The 23750-nt window shown below is 38.3% G+C and carries 16 protein-coding genes and 1 tRNA gene; 8 read left to right on the top strand and 9 right to left on the bottom strand.

Translation table 11 applies throughout. The features are described from left to right. Positions 1-197: 197 nt before the first annotated feature. Positions 198-1304 carry a branched-chain amino acid aminotransferase gene (locus J7R13_RS04595; protein ID WP_208437676.1) on the top strand — a complete coding sequence of 369 codons (1107 nt, stop codon included), beginning with the start codon at positions 198-200 and terminating at the stop codon, positions 1302-1304. 123 nt (positions 1305-1427) lie between these two features. On the opposite strand, the gene glpX is transcribed toward J7R13_RS04595, so the two are convergent. Next, the gene (gene glpX, locus J7R13_RS04600; RefSeq protein ID WP_208437677.1) at positions 1428-2414 is read right to left on the bottom strand and encodes a class II fructose-bisphosphatase; all 987 of its coding nucleotides are present in this window, start codon (positions 2412-2414) and stop codon (positions 1428-1430) included. 148 nt (positions 2415-2562) lie between these two features. Next, a complete protein-coding gene (locus tag J7R13_RS04605) occupies positions 2563-3873 on the bottom strand; it encodes a homoserine dehydrogenase (protein ID WP_208437678.1) in 1311 nt (436 codons plus the stop codon). A 1082-nt stretch (positions 3874-4955) separates the two neighbouring features. Here J7R13_RS04605 and J7R13_RS04610 point away from each other — a divergent pair. From J7R13_RS04610 to J7R13_RS04620, 3 genes are all read left to right on the top strand, one after another. Continuing rightward, a tRNA-Glu gene (locus tag J7R13_RS04610) sits at positions 4956-5030 on the top strand. 778 nt (positions 5031-5808) lie between these two features. Beyond that, complete coding sequence (locus J7R13_RS04615) at positions 5809-7023, top strand: NADP-dependent isocitrate dehydrogenase (protein ID WP_208437679.1); 1215 nt, start codon at positions 5809-5811, stop codon at positions 7021-7023. A gap of 121 nt (positions 7024-7144) precedes the next feature. Further along, complete coding sequence (locus J7R13_RS04620) at positions 7145-8572, top strand: MFS transporter (RefSeq protein ID WP_208437680.1); 1428 nt, start codon at positions 7145-7147, stop codon at positions 8570-8572. Between the two features lie 24 nt (positions 8573-8596). On the opposite strand, the gene J7R13_RS04625 is transcribed toward J7R13_RS04620, so the two are convergent. The 7 genes from J7R13_RS04625 to J7R13_RS04655 form a co-directional block, all read right to left on the bottom strand. Beyond that, complete coding sequence (locus J7R13_RS04625) at positions 8597-9823, bottom strand: MFS transporter (RefSeq protein ID WP_208437681.1); 1227 nt, start codon at positions 9821-9823, stop codon at positions 8597-8599. A 615-nt stretch (positions 9824-10438) separates the two neighbouring features. After that, positions 10439-11557, bottom strand: coding sequence for a tRNA guanosine(34) transglycosylase Tgt (gene tgt, locus J7R13_RS04630; RefSeq protein ID WP_208437682.1), 1119 nt, complete (start codon positions 11555-11557; stop codon positions 10439-10441). Positions 11558-12515: 958 nt separating this feature from the next. After that, complete coding sequence (locus J7R13_RS04635; RefSeq protein WP_208437683.1) at positions 12516-13028, bottom strand: peptidylprolyl isomerase; 513 nt, start codon at positions 13026-13028, stop codon at positions 12516-12518. Between the two features lie 19 nt (positions 13029-13047). Then, a complete protein-coding gene (locus J7R13_RS04640) occupies positions 13048-13641 on the bottom strand; it encodes a peptidylprolyl isomerase (protein WP_208437684.1) in 594 nt (197 codons plus the stop codon). Beyond that, complete coding sequence (gene coaD / locus J7R13_RS04645; protein ID WP_208437721.1) at positions 13631-14149, bottom strand: pantetheine-phosphate adenylyltransferase; 519 nt, start codon at positions 14147-14149, stop codon at positions 13631-13633. The genes J7R13_RS04640 and coaD overlap by 11 nt, the downstream gene beginning before the upstream one ends. A 23-nt stretch (positions 14150-14172) precedes the next feature. Further along, a complete protein-coding gene (gene gyrA / locus J7R13_RS04650; RefSeq protein WP_208437685.1) occupies positions 14173-16953 on the bottom strand; it encodes a DNA gyrase subunit A in 2781 nt (926 codons plus the stop codon). 228 nt (positions 16954-17181) lie between these two features. After that, complete coding sequence (locus J7R13_RS04655; RefSeq protein ID WP_208437686.1) at positions 17182-17685, bottom strand: single-stranded DNA-binding protein; 504 nt, start codon at positions 17683-17685, stop codon at positions 17182-17184. 332 nt (positions 17686-18017) lie between these two features. Between J7R13_RS04655 and uvrA the strand changes: the two genes are divergently transcribed. From uvrA to J7R13_RS04675, 4 genes are all read left to right on the top strand, one after another. Continuing rightward, entirely contained in the window at positions 18018-20933 is a 2916-nt protein-coding gene (uvrA, locus tag J7R13_RS04660; RefSeq protein ID WP_208437687.1) for an excinuclease ABC subunit UvrA, read from the top strand. A gap of 269 nt (positions 20934-21202) precedes the next feature. Further along, a complete protein-coding gene (locus tag J7R13_RS04665; protein ID WP_004859103.1) occupies positions 21203-21541 on the top strand; it encodes a P-II family nitrogen regulator in 339 nt (112 codons plus the stop codon). 62 nt (positions 21542-21603) lie between these two features. After that, positions 21604-23013, top strand: coding sequence for a type I glutamate--ammonia ligase (glnA, locus tag J7R13_RS04670; protein WP_078691801.1), 1410 nt, complete (start codon positions 21604-21606; stop codon positions 23011-23013). Positions 23014-23169: 156 nt separating this feature from the next. After that, on the top strand, positions 23170-23712 hold the full coding sequence (locus tag J7R13_RS04675; protein ID WP_004859108.1) for a hypothetical protein: 543 nt from the start codon (positions 23170-23172) through the stop codon (positions 23710-23712). Positions 23713-23750 lie beyond the last annotated feature (38 nt).

A 23750-nucleotide genomic window follows, 5' to 3' on the forward strand; every position in this document is an offset into this window, starting at 1 on the left:
CAGATTACATGATAAAATTGAGAAGAAGGATTATAAAATAGAAACAAAAATATCTCTTAAGAGTCCTTCCTTTTAATTCTATAATAAGGTCATTGACATAAATGACACACTAGTAATAGAGTTTTAATAAACGTATCTCATTATTTTTATGATAAAAAAACACTTAGAAATAGAGCACATCCCAAAAGGTTTTACTTATGAAATCTCCTACATCATCGCTTCCGTTTAAAATAGAAAAACACCCATCACCTTTGTCAGACGGGAACCGTGAAGAAATTTTTAAAAATCCTGGGTTTGGTCAATTTTTTACAGATCACATGTGTACCATTCAATGGTCTGAATCCAAAGGTTGGCATAACGCCGTTATTTCTCCATACAAACCTTTAGAGATTAACCCAGCAAGTACCGTTTTGCATTATGGGCAGGAAATTTTTGAGGGTTTAAAAGCATATCGCGCAAAAGACGGACGCATTTTGTTATTCCGCCCTGATGCCAATGCACAACGCTTTATAGAATCGGCTAAGCGTTTAGCTATGCCGGAATTACCACAGGATATCTTTTTGGATGCGGTTCATCAATTGGTAAAAGTTGATCAAAAGTGGGTTTCTGATCTTCCAAATGCAAGCCTTTACATACGCCCATTCATGTTTGGCAATGAAAGCTTTTTGGGAGTTCGCCCTTCTGAAGAATATATTTTCTGTATCATAGCATCTCCTGTTGGATCATATTTTAAAGGAGAAGAAAAATCTGTTAGCGTATGGATCGAAACAGATTATAGCCGTGCTGGTCCAGGGGGTACAGGCGCTGCCAAATGTGGTGGCAACTATGCAGCAAGCTTACTTGCACAAAACAGTGCAACACAAAATAATTGTAGCCAAGTGCTTTTCCTTGATATGCTTGAACATAAGTGGATTGAAGAACTCGGCGGCATGAATGTTTGCTTTATTATGGCAAATAATACACTTGTAACACCTGCACTTAATGGCACTATCCTTCCAGGAATAACACGTCATTCAATTTTACAGTTAGCACAACGGATGGGATTAACAATAGAAGAGCGTCCTTATTCTTTTGAAGCGCTCAAGGAAGATGCGCGGAGTGGTCACCTTAAAGAAGTCTTTGCCTGTGGTACAGCAGCCGTTATTACATCAATTGGCCGTTTCAAATACAAAGGTGGCGAGTTCGTTATTGGAAATGAAATGATTGGTGAGATCACGAAACAACTTCGCACCCAACTGGTTGACCTTCAAAAAGGCAATATAGAAGATAAAAATGGCTGGGTGCATGCTGTCCAGCTCTCATAACAATAAAAGATATTTCTAAACTATCATCAATGCTTCCGTAAAGTCCTCTTAAAAATTTTGTGAAAGCACGCTCTCAAAAAACAATATTCTTTTATTTCTTAGGTAACTACGACGGGAAAAGCATTAATCAAATTTTGAATAATCCCTATGCTGTGCTTTAATATTACGGATTGTGCCGGTATGTGAACGCATCACTAGAGTTTCCGTCTGGATATAACGAGGGGTAAATTTAACACCAGAAAGCATATTGCCATCCGTTACACCCGTTGCAGAAAACAACACATCACCTTTTGCCATTTCTTTCATTGTATAAACTTTATTGGGATTATCGATTCCCATTTTAGCCGCACGTGCGATTTTGTCTTCTGTATCAAGCTGCAAACGTCCTTGCATCTGCCCACCAATACAGCGTAAGGCTGCAGCCGCTAGCACCCCCTCTGGTGCTCCCCCAATCCCCATGTAGATATCAATACCCGTTTCATCTGGATGAGTTGTATCAATAACGGCAGCAACATCTCCATCACCAATTAAACGAATTGACGCCCCCGTTGTTCGCACTTCATTAATTAGTTTTTCATGGCGAAGACGATCCATAATACAAACAGTTACCTGATTAACCGCAACTCCCTTAGCCTTTGCAAGAGCGTGAATATTATCCGTAGGAGAGGCATCTATATCAACAATCCCCTTTGGATAACCAGGACCAATAGCAATTTTTTCCATATAAACATCAGGGGCATAAAGTAAATTACCCTTTTTAGCAATTGCAACCACCGCTAGGGAATTAGCAAGATTTTTAGCACAAATCGTCGTTCCCTCAAGTGGATCAAGTGCAATATCAATTGCCAACCCATTTTGAAGACCTACTTTCTCTCCAATATAAAGCATAGGAGCTTCATCACGTTCACCTTCGCCAATCACCACTGTACCATCAATAGGCAACCGATTAAGTTCGCGACGCATCGCATCTACAGCAGCTTGATCAGCAGCCTTTTCATCACCACGCCCGCGCCAGCGCGCAGCTGCAACAGCAGCACGTTCAGTTACACGCACCAATTCAAGTGTTAAAATACGATCAAGTCCATTTAAAATTTTCTGGGTTGTGGGCATATAAAAATCCTACCGAATGAGTGCTAGCAGAAACTAGCATTTATTGTTAAGTATTAAGAAGAAAGCTTTTGGCAAAGATAAGAACTTTCCACAAGAGAAAAAAGCATTCAGGCTTCTCCCTTTGCCATTATAAACCAAATGATCAATTCTACGCCATAGGTTCGATACGAATAAATTGAGATTTTGCAACAAGATGACCATCTTTTTCAATTGCTGCAAGTGCTTGTCGTACATTCACTTCCGTTGTTTCATGCGTTATTAAAATGATTGTTTTTATAATCTGACTCTCTACAAAAGACCTTTGAACAATTGACTCTAATGAAATGTGATTATCAGCCATATGCCTTGCAACTGCCGCAAAAACACCAGCACGATCATGAACATTCAAACGAATAAAATAACCACCTGCATGTTGAGAAATACGTGCTTTTTTATGAGGAGAAAGCCCCAATGCAGGGCTTCTTAAAACAGGTGCATACTGAAAACCAGGACGCGCTTTCGCTATGTCAGCCAAATCGCCAATAACCGCTGATGCTGTTGCCGCTCCTCCAGCACCAGGACCAGAAAACAGTAATTCACCTAATAAATCACTTTGGATAGAAAGAGCATTCGTTACACCGTGAATCTGTGCAATCATTGAAGATGTTGGTACCATTGTTGGATGAACACGTTGCTCGATTCCAGAATCGGTTTCTAATGCAACTCCTAAAAGCTTAATCCGATAACCTAATTCATCCGCTGCACGGATATCAATTTGCGAAATATTACTAATTCCCTCAACATAAACGTCATCTAACGAAACCACCGTTCCAAATGCCAAACTTGTCAATAAAGCTAATTTATGAGCAGTATCATGGCCTCCAATATCAAAAGTGGGATTAGCTTCAGCATAACCAAGTTTCTGCGCATCTGCCAAACAATCTTTAAAGGAAAGTCCTTCAGTAAACATGCGTGTTAATATATAATTGCAAGTTCCATTGAGAATACCATAAATCCGCGATATGCGATTAGCGACAAGAGATTCCCTCATAGCTTTGATGATAGGAATCCCCCCCCCGATGGCAGCTTCAAAATGAAGAAAAACACCTTTTTTTTCTGCACTTACAGCAAATTCCACCCCATGTCGAGCAAGAAGCGCTTTATTAGCAGTAACAACATGGTGTCCCACTCCAAGCGCCCTTTTAACAGATTCATATACGACATCTAATTCACCACCAATTAATTCAACAAAAACATCAATCTCATCAGAAGCAGCCATATCTACAGGGGAATCGAACCATTTTACATCACTTAGATCAATTCCACGATTACGGCTTCTATCACGTGCACTAACAGCAACAATTTTGATTGATCTCCCACATTGGCAAGCTAAACTATCAGCTTTCTCGCGTAGAATTCTAATAACTGAAGTACCAACCGTACCAAGCCCCGCGATGCCCACTTTCAAAGTTTCTGTCATTATTTAACTGCTTACCCCTGTCTTCTCTAAAAAATATTTAAATGATACGCAAATCAACCTAAATGCTGCTTAAAATCAGCACAACTCAAAGACGCCCCCGTTCTTTTCAACTCCATTATCCCTCTCGTACAACAACAAGTGCTCGTTTAATAAAAACTTCTAAAGAACACCAATATTTATCTTTTTTAAAGATCAGAGATTACATTAAAAACTATGGATTTAGATATTTAAAATTTCCCATGAGCATAAAAAGCTTTCAATCACTAACTGTGTCCTTCTTTATACATCTTTTAAACAACTACAACATAAGGAAACAATATTTCTAAAAGCAATCGTAACGCTAAATAGAAGTTCTCCTTAATTTTAATAAGAGTTTATACACATAAAAAATTATCTTCTCTTCTAACATAAAAGATGTTTTACCCATAAATTCAATTATTACAGACATTTTCAAGGTAAAATTTCAAAATTTATATATAAAGTATCTAATTCAATAAATATCGGAACAAAAATAGTCTTTCATATGATAAATTAAAAGGAGGGATATGATGAAGTGTAACAGAAATACCACATATCTTGCTACCGTCACATAGCTCGAACTTTATTAGAAATATCTGTCCCTTAACCTAAACATCCTCATCCCCTGTATATACCTCAACAGAGCTTTACACCGAAACAAAAATCATAAATCGACTTGTACACAATGCAACCCCAAAATATTGGAAAATATAGAAGGATGAGAATATTTGCAAAACCTACATACTTCGCATTAACGCATCAACAGCATCTTTAAAGCATGGCAAATTACGGTTGCGTATATCTACATTAATTCACCTCATGCATAAAAGCTTTGAGACAAAATTTGTTCAGATATACAGAAGAGCCAAACGGTAGGCTTTAATTCTCTTTTACAAATCTCTTAATTCAACTACATAGAGATGAATAGAAAAAAGTGGTCATTTTTTTTACTCTTCAAAGAAACACACCTAAAAATAATTCAATAAAATAGGTTTTTTTTAAAAAAAATACATAGAGGGCTTGCGAAGTAAAAAGATCCTCTCTATAAGCCTCATCATTGGTTTGCGCCCATCGTCTAGCGGTTAGGACGCCGCCCTTTCACGGCGGAAACAGGGGTTCGATTCCCCTTGGGCGTACCAAGTTTTTCTTTCTTTAGCTAACAGGTTGATTTTACACTATTTTTTAAAAATATGGAATACACCAATAAAGAAGAGAAAACATTTTTTAGTGTACTTTTATATGTCTGCATAAAAGAATCATCAAAGTTACCCTGCGAACGGTTTATTTCCTCTTTTTAAAGAAAATGCCTTACTGCGCGCACTGATAATTAAAAGTAAGAATTCATCGAAAATAAAATCTCTTGATAATTTTATTCTCTAATAAATTAGGATTTGTAAGCTATATTAACATAATGGACACACTGTAAGTTTTTTAGCCACACTTCACTCGATCATTTATAATCTTTTAAAGTCATTTTGAGTAAAAAGCTTATAAAGGATCCTAAAAAGTTAAACCACAATTTGGTTTATAGGACCAATTTCCCACGACAGCTTCTCTTTATTACATTGAATTTTCATCTAAATAAATACGTTACGGTCCCTTACAATTGAAATGACAATACAAAAGTATTCATAATCTTATTCACCTTACACAACAACGCAAAAACTGTAAGAGAAATTAGAATAATATAATTTTATCAAACAACTATATAAAATACTTCACAAACAAAAAATAAATAAACCTTATATCACCAGTAAAGATTCACTCAAAGCGTGTATTTCTCAATAAAAGTATACACCTATGATATAGCTTATTATAACATACATAAAAGCCTCTCTATCATCCCTGTTTTTACTTTTCATAATAAACTTGAAAGTGTTATAAAAAATAATATCACTTAAACAAAAAGGACTTCTAATGATAAAGATAAAAGTGGAAAACCCCGTTGTTGAAATCGATGGGGATGAAATGACCCGTATCATCTGGAAATATATCAAAGATAAATTGATCCACCCCTATCTCGACATTGATCTCAAATATTATGATCTTTCTGTCGAAAATCGAAATGCAACAAATGATCAGATAACTGTCGATTCTGCTCATGCTATTAAAGAATATGGTGTTGGTATAAAATGTGCAACTATCACGCCAGATGAAGCACGGGTTAAAGAATTTAATCTAAAAAAAATGTGGAAATCACCTAATGGTACGATTCGCAATATTTTAGGAGGGGTCATTTTTCGTGAACCTATTATCTGCAAAAATGTTCCACGCCTCGTTCCTAACTGGACAAAACCAATTATTATCGGACGTCATGCCTTTGGTGATCAATATAAAGCAACAGATTTTAAATTTCCTAGCAAAGGAAAATTAAGTATTAAATTTGTCGGCGATGACAATCAAGTTATTGAGCATGACGTTTTTGACGCCCCAAGCTCAGGCGTTGCCATGGCTATGTATAACCTTGATGAATCAATTCGTGACTTTGCCCGAGCATCTTTTAATTACGGACTACAGCGGAATCTGCCAGTTTATCTTTCAACAAAAAACACCATACTGAAAGCTTACGATGGCCGTTTTAAAGATATTTTTCAAGAAATATTTGATGCAGAATTTAAAGCTGAATTTGAAAATCGTAAATTATATTACGAACATCGCTTAATTGATGATATGGTTGCTTCTGCGCTTAAGTGGTCAGGTGGCTACGTATGGGCATGTAAAAACTATGATGGTGATGTTCAGTCTGATATCATTGCTCAAGGCTTTGGCTCCCTTGGTCTCATGACTTCTGTTCTCATGACACCAGACGGTAGAATTGTTGAAGCAGAAGCTGCACATGGCACAGTAACACGCCATTACCGTCAGCATCAAAGAGGCGAAGAAACATCAACAAATTCTATTGCCTCCATTTTCGCATGGACACGTGGACTGGCGCACCGTGCTAAACTAGATAACAACGAAAAATTAAAAAACTTCGCCGAAACATTAGAAGAAGTTTGTATTGAAACCGTTGAAGAAGGTTTTATGACCAAAGATCTTGCACTTTTGATTGGACCTAAACAAAAATGGCTTTCTACAACAGGCTTCCTTGATAAAATTGATGAAAATCTTAAAAATGCAATGAATAATTAAATTGTAATATTATTTAAATTTCAAAGCTCTGCGAAAGAAGGGCTTTGAATCTCCTCTTGGCAAATTCAGATAACTGCCCTATAAATAAAAAAGGTCAACTCTTTACTAAATAGCAAAAACAGTGAAAAAGCAAAACTGGTCTGCGCTTTTATTGGGTAAGAATGGTGTTCACTTTTTAACGTTTACGGGCGGTGTTGTGTTGCATGCCACCAACGTTTACATTGTTGTTACTATTTTGCCTTCTCTTATGAATGACATTGGCGGTGAGCTATATTATTCGTGGGTTGCGACTGTTTTTATTACAGCATCACTTCTTGGTACTTCACTTGCAACAAAAATATTAGGAAAAATAGGTCCTCGCAGAGCTTATGTTATCTCTGGGCTTATCTTTACTGTTGGAACCTTTATGTGCAGCAGCGCACCAAATATGCCGTTATTTTTAATAGGACGCTTTGTTCAAGGATTCGGTAGCGGTTCTTTACTATCCCTATCCTATTCTATGGTACGTATTGTTTTCAGTCCATCTGTTTGGTCGCGCGCATTGAGTATTATTTCTGGAATGTGGGGAATATCAACCCTGTTAGGACCAGCTATCGGTGGCATTTCTGTGTATTATAGCGTATGGAGAGCATCCTTTTGGATCATTGGTGCATTAGCAATAATTTTCTCGCTCATAGCCCTTAAAATTTTACCAAAAGAAAATGAAAATTTTGTTCCAACACCCTCACTCCCCCTCGCACAACTTCTCACACTCATTTTATTGATTTTTATCATCTCTGCTGGGGGAGCTATAGATACTACAGTTGCAAAAATCTGCGGGCTATTTATTGGATTGAGTCTTCTTTTTGTTCTAGCAAAGATCGAATCATCTACGTTTTATCCTATGTTACCACGCAACTCCTTTTCCTTCTCCTCTGAGTTTTTTCCTCTTTACGCATTGATACTCGTTATGACGACAGTAGTGTACAGTATAGAGCTTTATTTTCCACTTTTTCTTCAAGAACTTCATGGACAAACCCCACTTATTGCCGGTTATATAGCATCACTTATGAGCTTGGGATGGACATGTGGTTCCCTATCCAGTGCTGGTGTATCCGGAAAAAAAGTTCGCAGTGTTATTGTGTATTCTCCTATATTAAGCCTTTTCGGCATAAGCAGTCTTTTATGGCTCATTCCAACACAAGATTCCACATCTGGACATATTTTTATCATTTGCTTAGCATTGTTTGCTATCGGGATTAGCGCTGGCATAGCATGGCCACATTTGCTAACACGAATCTTGCAATGTGCAAACAATGAGGACGCCTTACGTGCCAGCGAATCTCTTACCTCTGTACAACTATTTTCAGCGGCATTAAGCGCAACACTTGCAGGAACAGTCACTAATTTAGCTGGAATCTTTAATCCTGGAGGGGTAGTAGGAATGATTTTAGCAGCAAAAACTCTTCTTGCAACTCTCATCGGTCTTTTATTTTGTCTTGGTATTCCATTTGCTCTACGTGTTTCCTATAGCATATTTAAAAATCCAACAGGACAATCAAATAACTAGACAAACGAAAAAATGTTTTTTCTCTCAATAACGAAAAAAAGGTTGAGCACGCTTTTCCACATACCACGAGAAGCAAAAAATCAATAATCCACATAGAGTTAAAATACCTCCTAGAACAGCAGTATATTCATAACTATATCCCAAATTCAAAACCCATGCTCCAGATTCTGCTCCAAGAGCGTTGGCAATATTAAAAGCAGATTGCATTAACGCTCCTGCCAAAATCTGTCCATGGAGAGCAACATCCATGATTTTCGTCTGTATAGACGGCATAGCTGCAAAAGAAGTACCAACAAGAAAGCATCCTAATGCTGCCGTTAATGGAGTATAAGATAAAAAGAAAAAGAGAAAAAAAACAGACGCGCTCCAAAACATAGAAAAAAATATCATCGGTGAAGTACCAATTTTAACTGCAAATTTAGGTCCCAAAAGATTACCTACCACCATCCCCAATCCAACTAACGGCATAATAAATGGCACCCAATCAAGTGGAACACCAGAAATATGCATTAATGTTGACTTAATATAAGTAAAAACAGAAAATAATCCCGATGCTCCAACTGCAACCATCGTCAAGAGAAACCACACCTGCTTTTTCTTCAATGCACCCAGTTCGCGTAGAGGGCTTGTTTTTGAAGGACTCAAACCCGAAGGCAAAAACTTCCAAACAAGCAAACAACATAATAAAGCAATAGCACCTACAAGAATAAAAGCAGTCTGCCAACCAACAAGCTGACCAATCCAAGTTGCACCTGGAGCTCCCAAAACCGTTGCAATTGTTAAACCCAGCATAACATAACCAACAGCTTGGGAACGTTCATTCATTTCCACCATTGAAGATGCAACCAACGTTGCAAGCCCGAAATAGATACCATGCGGTAGACCACTGATAAACCGTAGCGCTACTAATATGCTAAAATCAGAAAAAAAGGCACTGGCAATATTTGCCAGCGCATAAAAAAACATCAATCCTATGAGAACAATTTTGCGTGATAATTTAGCTGTTGCAACAGCTAAAAGAGGTGCTCCAATCACAACTCCCAATGCATAAGCAGAAATATATTTACCAGCTGTAGGAATATCAATAGATGAACTCCGTGCCATCTCTGGCTGTAAACCCATTGCAACGAACTCTGCAGTACCAATAGCAAAACTTCCCACTGCAAGAGCTAAAATTGCCAAACGCCGTGTGCTAGAATTAATTCCTGATGCAAGAATATTTTTCCTATGAGAATTCTTCATTGTCATCATTTCTGTATAGTGACACTATAATCATAAATATCCGTGATATAGCATAAATGAACGCGAATCCTTCTTACATCTATGCCTAAAAACTTCCAATGAAGCATTAAAATATTTTCCACAATGAAAAGAACAACATCTTTCGTTTTCTCATAGTAGCATAATAGAATTTATTTTTTTAACTGCATAGCAGTTGCAATATTCTGTAACTTAAATGAAACTTCAGTTAATAGAATGTCTTTACTAGAAAAAATAAGCTTAGCACTTTACAATATTAACAGTTTGCATTTTCTAGAATTTAATTCAGACCCACTCTCCTTCACATCGACTCCTAAATGAAACATCTTTTGTTAAAACTTCATTTTCAAATGAAAAAAGCACAAAGCACCCTATAAAAATGCAGTTTTCATACTTCTTTAAGAGTTCGCTAACCCCTCATTAACATTGTTGATCTAAACAATCATCAGAAACAGAAGCAAACTGTTCATCTCCGGATCAGGTAGCGCGTACCGGAGTAACAGTTTCTGTTTACTATTAAAATATATAACCGTTAAAATTATGCATTCATCTTTCAAATCAGTACAATTTTATGCTTTTAAAAAACATTTCTCAACAACCAATGTCTTATCGCCCTTGCATCCATAAAGCACGTGTTTCAGCACAAAAATCAGCATAACATCCTTTTTCAATCGCATCACGAATTCCTTGCATAAGCTGCTGATAATAAAAAAGATTATTCCAAGTTAACAACATACCGCCAAGAGATTCACCAGATTTGATCAAATGGTGTAAATAAGCGCAACTATAATCATTTGCCGCAGGACAAAGCGACTGTGAATCAAGAGGATATGGATCCTCTGCATAACGTGCATTACGCAAATTAATTCTACCAAAGCGTGTAAAAGCTAAACCATGACGCCCTGCACGAGTCGGCATAACACAATCAAACATATCAATACCACGAGCAACACTTTGTAAAATATCATCAGGCGTCCCTACTCCCATAAGATAACGTGGCTTATCCTCTGGCAAAATCGGACACGTAGCATCCAACACAGAAGTCATAACGCTCTGTGGTTCACCAACAGCAAGCCCTCCAATAGCATAACCTTTCAAATCCATCTCTTTTAATGCTTGGGCAGAACGTTCACGCAGTTTCATATTATCACCGCCTTGAACAATACCAAACAGTGCTTTGCCTGGATGATCGCCAAAAGCTGTTTTACAACGCTGTGCCCACCGTAATGAAAGCTCCATAGCAGCTTCTATTTCTTTTTCACTTGCAGGTAATGCAATACACTGATCTAGCTGCATCTGGATATCAGCATTAAGAAGCTCTTGAATTTCGATGGAACGCTCTGGACTCATTTCATAGTACGCTCCATTAACATAAGAGCGAAAAATCACACCCTGTTCTGTAATTTTACGAATTCCCGCCAGTGACATAACCTGAAATCCACCAGAATCGGTTAAAATAGGCCCAGACCAGCGTGAAAATTCATGTAAGCCTCCTAAACGCGCAACGCGTTCAGCCCCCGGACGCAACATTAAATGATAAGTATTGCCCAAAATAATATCTGCACCAAGAGCACGTATCTGATCCATATACATAGCTTTAACGGTTCCTGCCGTCCCAACTGGCATAAATGCGGGTGTACGAATACACCCACGATCCGTTATAATTTCGCCACGACGCGCACATCCATCTTGAGCAATTTTTCTATAATGAAACGTCTTTATCATCACTTTCGTCTTTTTGATTCCATAAACTCATATGGCTATAGAAAGAAAAGCTATGCCTCTCTTGCCAGATTCGTCATAAACTTTACGGATTGATTTTCGATTCGCTGAATATTGTAATTAGCATAAAAAAATTAAACGAGATAAATAAAGTTTTGCGCTTAGGTAATTACCATAGTAAAAATGATAATCTCATTTCATAAAAATACTGAAATATCTGATAACACAAAATCTTAAGATACCTACGCTCATTGACTATAATTTTAATAACCGCAAAACTGTTTTTTTCAACAGAAACGCTCTTATTTCCACTCACCTTCAACCTTCACTACCAATAATACCTAGAGAATTTAGCATTTATAAAAAAATCTCTAAATATACTATATAACCTCGGATACGGATTACTTTCACAGATAAAAATTACAGGGAATGTGAATATTTTCTAAAGCTGCCTAGTAACTTCCCTGTAAAATGTAAACCAGTAGTGGAGTCTCCTGACCACTTTTTACAAGTAAAAAGAGCTACACATTCTTATCTTCAATATCTTAAACATGCTTTGACAGCAGCATAACAGAAAAATATACATGTTGAAAAAATACATCATCGCCAATATCAATACACCTGAAATACTACTATAGCCCAATAATCTTATATCATTCAAATTGATACCTCCCCTTCATCAGAAATCTCCTCATATCTGCTTTTGAGAGACACAAAGCAAAATAATTCTTTCATCCAGATCAACAAGGTTTTATGCAAACTGTTGTACTCAACAATTGAAATCTCTAAATTCTACTTGCATAAAAATAAGGTGACAAAGCTTAATGTGGAGAATGAACACATAACCGTAGAATCCTTTTACAGATCCAATCCGCATCAACCATCCTTCATCGACGTAAAACAACAATCAGACAGAATACCTTCACTTGGCGATCTTACAGCTGAAATCAATATAACTATACTATTTTATATCGGCAGCAACTGCAGCTTTAATAATTGCATCAGGCTCTACAACAGGCTCACCGCGTTTAATTTTATCGATATTTTCCATACCTTCAACAACATGCCCCCATATGGAATACTGACGATCAAGCCAAGGAGCATCGGCAAAGCAAATAAAAAACTGTGAATTAGCAGAATTCGGATTCTGGCTGCGTGCCATAGAAACTGTACCACGCTTATGAGAAAGATTTGAAAACTCTGCTGTCAAATTTGGCTTCTCTGAACCACCCATACCTGCACGCGATAAATTAAACTTTTCACCATCCTTTTTACCAAATTGTACATCACCAGTTTGTGCCATAAAGCCATCAATAACACGATGAAAAATAACATTATCATAAGCACCTTCACGCACGAGCTCTTTAATACGTGCAACATGGCTAGGTGCTAAATCAGCAAAAAATTCAATAACAACTCTCCCCTTCGTTGTTTCAAGGATTAAGGTATTTTCTAAATCTTTAATCTCGGCCATACGGCTAAACTCCTCGCACTCATCTATCAACTTGCAAAGTGGCAGCATTAATAACATCAGGATTTGTTACAGAGCCATTATTATTTGTGGTACCTTTTTTAATTTTATCAACAACATCCATTCCCTCTATAACCTCTCCAACAACAGTATACTGACCATTTAAAAAAGCAGCATCATTAAAACAAATGAAGAATTGAGAATTAGCAGAATTTGGATCTTGTGCACGTGCCATCCCAACTGTTCCGCGCTTAAATGGCTGCTTTGAAAACTCTGCCGATATACTAGGATACTTCGATCCACCCGTGCCAACGCGTTTAGGATCAAAATTCGCACTGCCCTTTTTCCCAAATTCTACATCACCAGTTTGTGCCATAAAGCCTGGAATAACACGATGAAATACTACATTGTTGTAAGCACCATCCCTTGTTAATCTCTTAATTTGTGCAACATGTTTTGGCGCCAGATCAGGGCGAAGACGAATAACCACATCACCATTTTCGAGAGATAAAACAAGAACATTAGAATTATCAGCTGTATTAGAATCATCCGCTACAGCACTCAATGAAAAAAAACAAAAAATAGATGTCAAAACAATAAAAATTCTAAGGTACACGATTATTCTCTCCTGAAGATTGAAATTTTAAACGCAAAGCTCTAGCAACATTTTCAGGCACAAAGGGTGTTACATCACCTCCCATAGAGGCAATCTGGCGGACCAATGTGGAAGTTATTGCGCGTCCGGAAACACTCGCTGGCAAAAAAACAGTCTGCAATTCAGGAGCCATGATACCATTCATCCCCGCCATTTGCATTTCATAATCAAGGTCCGTGCCATCACGTAATCCACGAATAAGAAATGAAGCACCAATTTCACGAGCCTTATCAATTAAAAGAGTATCAAACGAAATAACCTGTAACCGATCTAAACCTACACTTAATAAATCTTTTCCTACCTGAGTAATTAACTCAACACGCTCTTCAAAATTAAAAAGTGGAATTTTTTTAGCCTGTATGCCTATAGCCACAACAACCCTATCAGCCAAGACAAGACTGCCCCGCAAAACATCAAGATGACCATTTGTAAGAGGATCGAAGGAACCTGCATAAAGAGCAATTTTCATCATTTCACTCCGCTCCTTCAGAACTATTTCTCTTCGCTCACATCAACCGTACCAGAATGTTCTCCAGCTTCATCAATTAATTGGCTATCATCTTCTTCAGATTCAGAAATACGCTCAACAGACACAACTTTTTCACCTTCGGCTGTATTGAAAATTGTCACCCCCTTAGTCGAACGACCAGCTATACGAATACCATCAACAGGGACGCGAATAAGCTGCCCACCATCTGACACTAACATAATTTGATCTTGCGCCTTTACTGGAAAAGCCGCCACTAATTTACCAATTTCAGCCGTCTTAGTTGGATCTGTTGCACGAATCCCTTTTCCACCACGACCAGAAATCCGGAACTCATACGAGGAAGACCGCTTTCCATAACCAAACTCGCTCACTGTCAAAAGCATTTGTTCACATGCATTCAGTTTTGCATAACGCTCATCTGACAACTCTGTTTCAGCTCCCGTATCTTCTTCATCAAGAGCTACAATATCTTCAGCATCACCACTAGCAGCACGCCGTTCACTCATCACACGTTTGACGTAAGCAGAACGCTCAACCGACGTAGCTTCAACATGCTCTAAGAGTGTCATCGAAATGACTTTATCACCCTCAGCCAAATTGATACCACGTACCCCCACTGAATTACGCCCTGCAAAAACACGAACATCAACGACTGGAAAACGAATACATTGCCCATTAGCCGTTGTGAGAACGACATCATCATGTTCTGTACAAGTTTCAACAGAAAGAATTTCATCTCCTTCTTCATCAAGTTTCATTGCAATTTTACCATTACGATTAACCTGAACAAAATCTGATAATTTATTACGACGCACAGTCCCACGCGTCGTTGCAAACATAACATCCAATGCACTCCAACACGCTTCATCTTCTGGTAAGGGCATAATAGTTGTTATGCGCTCACCTTGCTGTAAGGGAAGCAAATTAATCAGAGCTCGCCCACGCGACTGCGGCGTACCAAGAGGCAAACGCCAAACTTTTTCCTTGTAAACAATTCCACGCGACGAAAAGAAAAGAACAGGCGTATGCGTATTAACCACAAACAATCGCGTTACAAAATCCTCATCCTTCGTAGACATACCAGAACGCCCTTTACCACCGCGACGCTGCGCACGGTATGTATTGAGAGGAACACGCTTAATATAACCACTATGACTAACCGTTACCACCATATCTTCCGGTGCGATCAAATCTTCGCTATCCATCTCAGCGCTACCAAACCCAAATACAGTGCGTCTGGGCGTTGCAAACTCCTCACGAAGAACTTTTAATTCATCCTTAACAATACCCATGATCCGTGAACGCGAAGCCAAAATATGAAGATAATCGGCAATATCCACTCCAATTTTATTCAATTCATCAGCAATTTCATCACGCCCAAGTGCCGTCAACCTTTGCAAACGCAATTCCAAAATAGCACGCGCCTGTTCTTCAGATAAATTATAAGTACTATCCCCATGAATAATATGACGAGGATCATCAATAAGTTTAATCAAAGGGGCCACATCAGTAGCGGGCCAGCGGCGTTCCATTAATTGTGCACGCGCTGTCTGAGGATCAGGAGCTTTACGAATGAGCGCTATAATTTCATCAATATTAGCAACCGCAAGTGCAAGACCAACCAAAACATGTGCACGCTCACGCGCTTTACGTAAAAGATATTTTGTTCGCCGACTTACAACCTCTTCTCGGAAAGAAACAAACGCACGAAGCATATCAAGCAACGTCATCTGTTCAGGCTTCCCCCCATTCAATGCAACCATATTACAACCAAAGGAAGTTTGCAGTGGTGTATAACGGTATAATTGATTCAAAATGACTTCCGCAACAACATCTTTCTTAAGCTCAATAACAACGCGATACCCATCACGATCAGATTCGTCACGCAAATCAGAGATTCCTTCGATACGTTTATCGCGCACCAATTCGGCCATTTTCTCAATCATCGTTGCTTTATTAACTTGATAAGGTATTTCACTCACAATAATTGCCTGTCGACCATTGCGAATTTCTTCAATATCAACCTTAGCACGCATAATAATTGAACCGCGCCCTGTTTCATAAGCCGAACGGACACCAGAACGACCAAGAATAATACCACCAGTGGGAAAATCAGGACCAGGAATGATTTCAATTATCTTATCAAGTGTTATATTGGGATTATCAATTAAGGCGATACAACCATCAACGACTTCACCAAGATTATGGGGAGGAATATTGGTTGCCATCCCTACAGCAATACCACCTGACCCATTGACCAAAAGATTAGGGAAACGCGCTGGCAAGACAACCGGTTCACGTTCACGCCCATCATAATTATCCTGAAAATCAACAGTATCTTTATCAATATCAGCCAAGAGCTCTTGCGAAACTTTTTCCAAACGACATTCTGTATAACGCATTGCCGCAGGTGGATCACCATCAACAGAACCAAAATTTCCTTGACCATCAATCAGCGGATTTCTTAAAGAAAAGTCCTGTGCCATACGCACTAAAGCATCGTAAATTGACGCATCACCATGAGGATGAAATTTTCCCATAACTTCACCAACAACACCAGCAGACTTACGATAAGACTTATTAAAAGAAAGCCCCATTTCATTCATGGCATGAAGAATACGCCGATGAACAGGTTTCAGACCATCACGTACATCCGGAAGTGCACGCGAAACAATCACGCTCATCGCATAATCGAGATAGGAGCGTTGCATTTCATCAATAATGCTGATTGGCTCAATACCAGTCAGCACATCACGTTCTGGGTGTGGGGTAAGATCGGTCACTGCTTCAAGACTTTCAATAAAGAATCACTTCATTTTGTTTATATCGAAAAACGCATCAAAATGCCAATTTCTCTGCCATGACAGAAAAGAAATTTAACAATAATTTTCAACATGTTATTTATTTTATTAAAAAGCACAAATAAAATGAATAGGACTTAATTTTGCTAAACTTTAAAAAACTGAAACAAACACCCCAAAAATGATAATAATACCACACTTTAAGGATTCTTAAAAAGGTACATCATCATCCAATTTGTGTGAAAAACTTTCTCCCGATTGGCTATTGCTTTGATCAAAAGCATTTCTCTTATTTGAGCCATTATCACCAAAACCACCACTCGCCTGATTCGCTCCTTGGATTTGCTCCCCACCAGCAGCTCCACGCCCATCAAGCATTTGTAATTCACCACGGTATTTTTGCAAGACAACCTCTGTTGTATAACGGTCATTCCCATTTTGATCTTGCCATTTTCGTGTCTGCAACTGACCTTCAATGTAGATTTTGCTGCCTTTTTTTAAATATTGCTCTACAACTTTAACAAGATTTTCATTAAAAATAACTATACTATGCCACTCCGTACGTTCTTTTCGCTCATTTGTATTACGATCTCGCCAGCTTTCTGAAGTAGCAATACGTAAGTTTGCCACTTGATCACCAGAGTTCAAACGGCGGATCTCAGGATCCGCACCAAGATTACCAATCAAAATAACTTTATTAAGGCTACCAGCCATCGCATAAACTCCAAAATCTTAATTCGCAAAACGATCTTTGCCGTATAACGGTTACCATCTTGACTTTGCCATTTGCATATTTACAATTGACCTTCAATATGGATTTTGCTACCCTTTTCAAGATATCGTATCGTGCAATTATAACAAAAAATGATAACAACGCATAGTTTATTCCATCATCACCGAATAAAAAGCTGCTCTTTACATTTTTCTTTCCACGAAACTTGCATTTTTTTTCCTCGTTAAAGCAATTAAACGCGTTGTAATTCTAAAAAACAGTTTTATTCTATTTTACGATGCTTAATTTTTGTCACATATGCCAAGGATAAAATATGGCTCATCAAAAATACATCTCCATTCGCGGCGCACGTGAACATAACCTTAAAAATATTGATCTCGATCTTCCTCGTGACAAACTGATCGTGATCACGGGGCTTTCTGGGTCAGGTAAATCATCCTTAGCTTTTGATACAATTTACGCAGAAGGCCAACGCCGCTACGTTGAAAGTCTTTCTGCCTACGCACGCCAATTTCTAGAAGTGATGCAAAAACCAGATGTGGACAGAATAGACGGTCTTTCTCCAGCGATCTCCATTGAACAAAAAACAACCAGCCGCAACCCTCGTTCAACAGTAGGAACCGTCACTGAAATCCACGACTATATGCGCCTTCTCTTTGCACGTATCGGTGTTCCTCATTCCCCTGCTACAGGACTTCCTATTGAAAGCCAAACCGTAAGCCAAATGGTTGATCAAATTATGGCCTTACAAGAAGGTACGCGGGTTTTCATTATGGCACCTCTCGTCCGAGGACGAAAGGGAGAATATAAAAAAGAGCTGACAGAGCTTTTAAAAAAAGGATTCCAGCGCGCTAAAGTTGATGGAAAATTCTATGAAATCCCCGACATTCCTCCTCTTGATAAAAAGTATAAACATGACATAGATGTAGTGGTAGACCGCATTGTTGTAAGCAATGATATTTCCTCTCGCTTAGCGGACAGTATAGAAACCTGTTTACAGCTAGCAAATGGGCTTGCAGTCGCTGAAATGGCAGATCAGCCTTTGGCACAAAAAAAAACCACAAAGGAGTCTGCTTATAAATCAAAAAATGAAACCCACAAACGACTTATTTTTTCAGAAAAGTTTTCCTGCCCCATCTCTGGATTTTCTATCCCTGAAATTGAGCCACGCCTTTTTTCATTTAATAATCCTTTTGGCGCTTGTCCTCTTTGCGACGGACTTGGCCTTAAAAAGGCAATAGACCCCAAAAGAATTGTACCAAATGAAAATCTTACCTTAAAGGAGGGAGCAATTGTTTCTTGGCCAAAATCATCTTCACTCTATTATAGTCAAACTTTAGAAGCATTAGGCAAAGTTTACGGATTTAAACTTACGGATAAATGGTGCACGCTCTCAGATGAAGCACAACAAGCTATTCTCTATGGTACAAAAAGAAAAGAAATCTCCTTTATTTATAAAAATGACTTAAGTTCGCATAAAACGACCCAACATTTTGAAGGAATTATCCCTAATATGGAGCGGCGATGGAAAGAAACCGATTCTACGTGGTCACGTGAAGAAATCGAGCGCTATATGTCTTCTTCACTCTGTCCAGCTTGTCATGGTTATCGTTTAAAACCAGAGGCGTTAGCTGTCAAGATTCACGGGATGCATATTGGGCAAATATCAGAACTTTCTATCCTAAAAGCAGATGATTGGTTTGCCAATCTTCCTCAATATTTAACGGAAAAACAACACAGTATTGCAACACGTATTTTAAAAGAAATTCGTGAACGCTTAACTTTTTTAAATCATGTAGGACTCGAATATCTTACCTTATCTCGAAGCTCAGGCACCCTTTCAGGTGGAGAAAGTCAACGTATCCGATTAGCATCCCAAATTGGTTCTGGCCTTACAGGTGTCCTTTATATTTTAGATGAACCCTCCATTGGTTTACACCAACGCGATAATGAACGCCTTCTAAAAATGCTGCGCCATCTACGTGATCTTAGCAACACGGTTATTGTTGTTGAACATGACGAAGATGCTATTCTTACCGCAGACCATGTAGTTGATATGGGCCCTGCTGCTGGTGTTCATGGTGGAGAAATAATAGCGCAAGGCACACCGCAAGAAATTATAGAAAATCCATCCTCTCTTACAGGTCAATACCTTTCAGGAAAAATGGCTGTTAAAGTACCTGCTCAACGACGAAAGATATTAAAATCGAAAACACTTAAAATCATAGGAGCCCGTGGAAATAACCTCAAAAATATCAGTGCGGATATCCCTCTTGGAACCTTTACATGCATAACTGGCGTTTCAGGAGGAGGAAAATCAACATTTCTCATTGAAACTCTTTTCAAAGCTGCTTCACGCCATATCATGGGAAGCCATCACAGCCCCGCAATCTATGACAAAATTGAAGGATTAGAATTTCTCGATAAAGTCATTGATATAAACCAATCACCTATTGGACGCACCCCACGCTCTAATCCAGCAACCTATACAGGCGCATTTACCCCGATCCGTGAATGGTTTGCCGAACTTCCAGAATCAAAAACCCGCGGTTATCAAGCAGGACGTTTTTCATTTAATGTTAAAGGAGGGCGCTGCGAAGCATGTCAAGGTGATGGAGTTATCAAAATTGAAATGCACTTTTTACCTGATGTTTATGTTACTTGCGATATTTGTCAAGGAAAACGCTATAATCGAGAAACGTTAGAAGTAAAATTTAAAGGACAGTCCATAGCCGATATTTTAGATATGACAATCGAAAAGGCTGAAGAATTTTTTCAAGCTATTCCTACCATTCACAACAAAATGAAGACCCTTATCAAAGTTGGTCTCGGCTATATCAAAGTAGGACAACAAGCCACAACGCTTTCTGGTGGTGAAGCTCAACGTGTAAAACTTGCTAAAGAACTTTCACGCAAAACAACAGGTCGTACACTCTACATTTTGGACGAACCAACAACAGGTCTGCATTTCCATGATATTTCTAAACTACTTGAAGTTTTGCATGAACTCGTTGAACAAGGCAATACGGTCGTAGTTATTGAACATAATCTTGAAGTTATAAAGACAGCCGACTGGATTATTGATTTAGGACCAGAAGGTGGAGATCGTGGTGGTGAAATTGTTGCCGTTGGCCGTCCTGAAGATATTGTTAATGTTCCCACTTCTTATACAGGAAAATTTCTGAAAGAAATTTTGCTGCGCCGACCTTTATATAATTCCAATTTTTAAAGCGATTCCTATCATAAAATCAGTGTGCTACAATAAATAAAGCAAAATATCTCTTAGTTATATCACTGTTATTTTTTACCAACCTTGTAGATTTTTTTCAACGGATAACAGCATTTCACTTTATGCTACAAGAAAGGCTTTCTTCCCAAAATATCTAGTAACGCAATTTTTGACTTTTTGTGTAAAAAGTATCTGTTGGACATCTCACAGTTGCCAATATAATGTGGTGCAGTCTAAAAAGACAAATTAACGTTGGAGATAATTTCAGCATGAAAAAAATTGAAGCCATTATAAAACCTTTCAAACTTGATGAAGTAAAAGAAGCGCTTCAAAAAATTGGTTTAGATGGCATCACAGTAACAGAAGCAAAAGGTTTTGGTCGTCAAAAAGAACATACAGAGCTTTATCGTGGTGCTCAATATGTTGTTGATTTTCTACCTAAAGTAAAGATTGAAATTGTTGTTGCCGATGAAAAGTTGGAACAAGCCGTTAACACAATACGTAAAGCAGCTCAAACAAAACATATTGGAGATGGAAAAATATTTGTTTTTTCTATTGATGATGCCATTCGTATTGGCACTGACGAATCTGGAATCGATGCCCTTTAATAAATAACAACAAAATTTTTCACCTTTTTTATCTACATCAATCCCACATAAGGAAATTGAATATGACAACCGCATCAGATATTATCAAACAGATTGCAGACAACGAAATCCGTTTTGTTGATTTACGTTTTACCGATCCACGAGGAAAGTTGCACCACGTCACAATGGATATCACAGAAATTAGCGAAGATACATTTAACGATGGTATTATGTTTGATGGTTCTTCAATTGCCGGATGGAAAACGATTCATGAATCTGACATGGCATTGATGCCAGATCCAGAAACAGCGCATATTGATCCTTTTTTTGCACAATCTACTTTAGTTCTATTTTGTGACGTACTCGATCCTGTCTCGGGAGAATTTTATCGTAGAGATCCTCGTTCTATCGCCAAGAGGGCTGAAGTTTATATGAAATCTTTAGGAATAGGAGATACAATCAATGTAGGTCCAGAAGCAGAATTTTTCATCTTTGATGATGTCCGCTATAAAACTGATCCTTACAACACAGGATTTAAGCTCGATTCAAGTGAACTTCCATCCAATAACGATACGGAATATGAGATGGGCAATCTAGGTCATCGCCCACGCATGAAGGGCGGTTATCTTCCTGTTCCCCCCATCGATTCCTGCCAAGATATGCGCTCTGAAATGCTCACCGCACTCAAAGATATGGGTGTCCAAGTTGAGAAACATCATCACGAAGTGGCAGCAAGCCAGCATGAATTAGGTATTCGCTTTGATACTCTTGTTCGTGAAGCTGATAAAATGCAAATTTTTAAATATGTCGTGCATCAAATAGCAAACAGCTATGGGAAAACAGCAACTTTCATGCCAAAACCAATTTTTGGTGACAACGGCTCAGGTATGCATGTTCATATATCCATTTGGAAAGATGGAAAACCAATGTTTGCGGGAAATGAATATGCAGGGCTATCGGAAACTTGCTTGTTCTTTATCGGCGGTATCATTAAGCACGCAAAAGCACTCAACGCCTTTACCAATCCATCCACCAATTCCTATAAGCGTTTGGTTCCTGGTTATGAAGCTCCTGTACTTCTTGCTTACTCCGCACGCAACCGTTCTGCATCTTGCCGTATTCCCATGAGTGCTTCACCAAATTCAAAACGTGTAGAAGTTCGTTTCCCAGACCCAACAGCAAATCCATATTTGGCGTTTGCAGCACTCTTAATGGCTGGTCTTGATGGCATCAAAAACAAAATTCATCCTGGACACGCTATGGATAAAGATCTTTACGACCTCCCCTTAAAAGAACGCAAAGAAATCCCTACAGTCTCAAGAAGTCTGCGCGAAGCACTCGAAGTACTTGATAAAGATCGTGGTTTTCTTAAAGCCGGCGATGTTTTTGATGATGATCAAATTAATTCCTTTATTCAAGTAAAAATGCAGGAAGTTTTACGTTACGAAACAACTCCTCATCCTATCGAATTTGATATGTACTATTCTGTTTAAAGAATAAAAAGTCATTCCTTTTGATTTAAAATGGAGGTTAGAATCTCCATTTTTGTGGATATTCCTCTTTTCAAAGGGCACCGATAGCTTTCTCCCAATATGCTTTTCCTTTATAAATCTAGTTGAGTCCACTCAAATCAATTATCAAGGTTTCCAATGCTGCGAATTCGTTACCTTTTTCCCATTCTTTTATGCATTGCTTTTATTATATCAGCAGTTCAAGCCTATACCATTACCAATCAAGAACTTACAACACTTGAAAAAGCGACATCTGCTTACAGTGAAGCAATTCAAAATGCCGATACCGATGCCATTTTAAATGCTATCCCTCCCCAAATTATCGATAGTCTAGCTGCCAAAAAAAATATCAGTAAATCACAGTTTCAACAAATCATGAAAAGTCAAATAGAGCAGTTGGCAGAGAGTTATAAAATTGAAAGTATCCATATAGATCCAAAACAAAAACGTGAAGGCAAACTTGATAATGGTATTCCCTATTTCGTTATACCTGTGGAGTTTGTAACCGTAACGAATGCTGGAAAGTGTTGCATCCAAACTGAAATTATTGCCCTTCTTTACAACAGCCAATGGTATTTTATCCGTGGTAATGATAAAGCTATCTTAAATATAAGCAATGAAGCATTTCCTGGACTTGAAAAAATAAAAATCAGCCCTCAAAAAATTACAAAAATACTATGACTTAAAAAAGCGCACGCATGAACAAAAGAAAAGCTGAA

Origin of the sequence: Bartonella taylorii 8TBB, from assembly GCF_902825155.1 — a bacterium.
Taxonomy (GTDB): Bacteria; Pseudomonadota; Alphaproteobacteria; order Rhizobiales; family Rhizobiaceae; genus Bartonella; species Bartonella taylorii_A.

Excerpts from the sequence above, each read along its gene's own strand:
- J7R13_RS04595 (WP_208437676.1), top strand. The coding sequence starts at position 198 with ATGAAATCTCCTACATCATCGCTTCCGTTTAAAATAGAAAAACACCCA.
- glpX (WP_208437677.1), bottom strand. The coding sequence starts at position 2,414 with ATGCCCACAACCCAGAAAATTTTAAATGGACTTGATCGTATTTTAACA.
- J7R13_RS04605 (WP_208437678.1), bottom strand. The coding sequence starts at position 3,873 with ATGACAGAAACTTTGAAAGTGGGCATCGCGGGGCTTGGTACGGTTGGT.
- J7R13_RS04615 (WP_208437679.1), top strand. The coding sequence starts at position 5,809 with ATGATAAAGATAAAAGTGGAAAACCCCGTTGTTGAAATCGATGGGGAT.
- J7R13_RS04625 (WP_208437681.1), bottom strand. The coding sequence starts at position 9,823 with ATGATGACAATGAAGAATTCTCATAGGAAAAATATTCTTGCATCAGGA.
- tgt (WP_208437682.1), bottom strand. The coding sequence starts at position 11,557 with ATGATAAAGACGTTTCATTATAGAAAAATTGCTCAAGATGGATGTGCG.
- J7R13_RS04635 (WP_208437683.1), bottom strand. The coding sequence starts at position 13,028 with ATGGCCGAGATTAAAGATTTAGAAAATACCTTAATCCTTGAAACAACG.
- coaD (WP_208437721.1), bottom strand. The coding sequence starts at position 14,149 with ATGAAAATTGCTCTTTATGCAGGTTCCTTCGATCCTCTTACAAATGGT.
- J7R13_RS04655 (WP_208437686.1), bottom strand. The coding sequence starts at position 17,685 with ATGGCTGGTAGCCTTAATAAAGTTATTTTGATTGGTAATCTTGGTGCG.
- uvrA (WP_208437687.1), top strand. The coding sequence starts at position 18,018 with ATGGCTCATCAAAAATACATCTCCATTCGCGGCGCACGTGAACATAAC.
- J7R13_RS04665 (WP_004859103.1), top strand. The coding sequence starts at position 21,203 with ATGAAAAAAATTGAAGCCATTATAAAACCTTTCAAACTTGATGAAGTA.
- glnA (WP_078691801.1), top strand. The coding sequence starts at position 21,604 with ATGACAACCGCATCAGATATTATCAAACAGATTGCAGACAACGAAATC.
- J7R13_RS04675 (WP_004859108.1), top strand. The coding sequence starts at position 23,170 with ATGCTGCGAATTCGTTACCTTTTTCCCATTCTTTTATGCATTGCTTTT.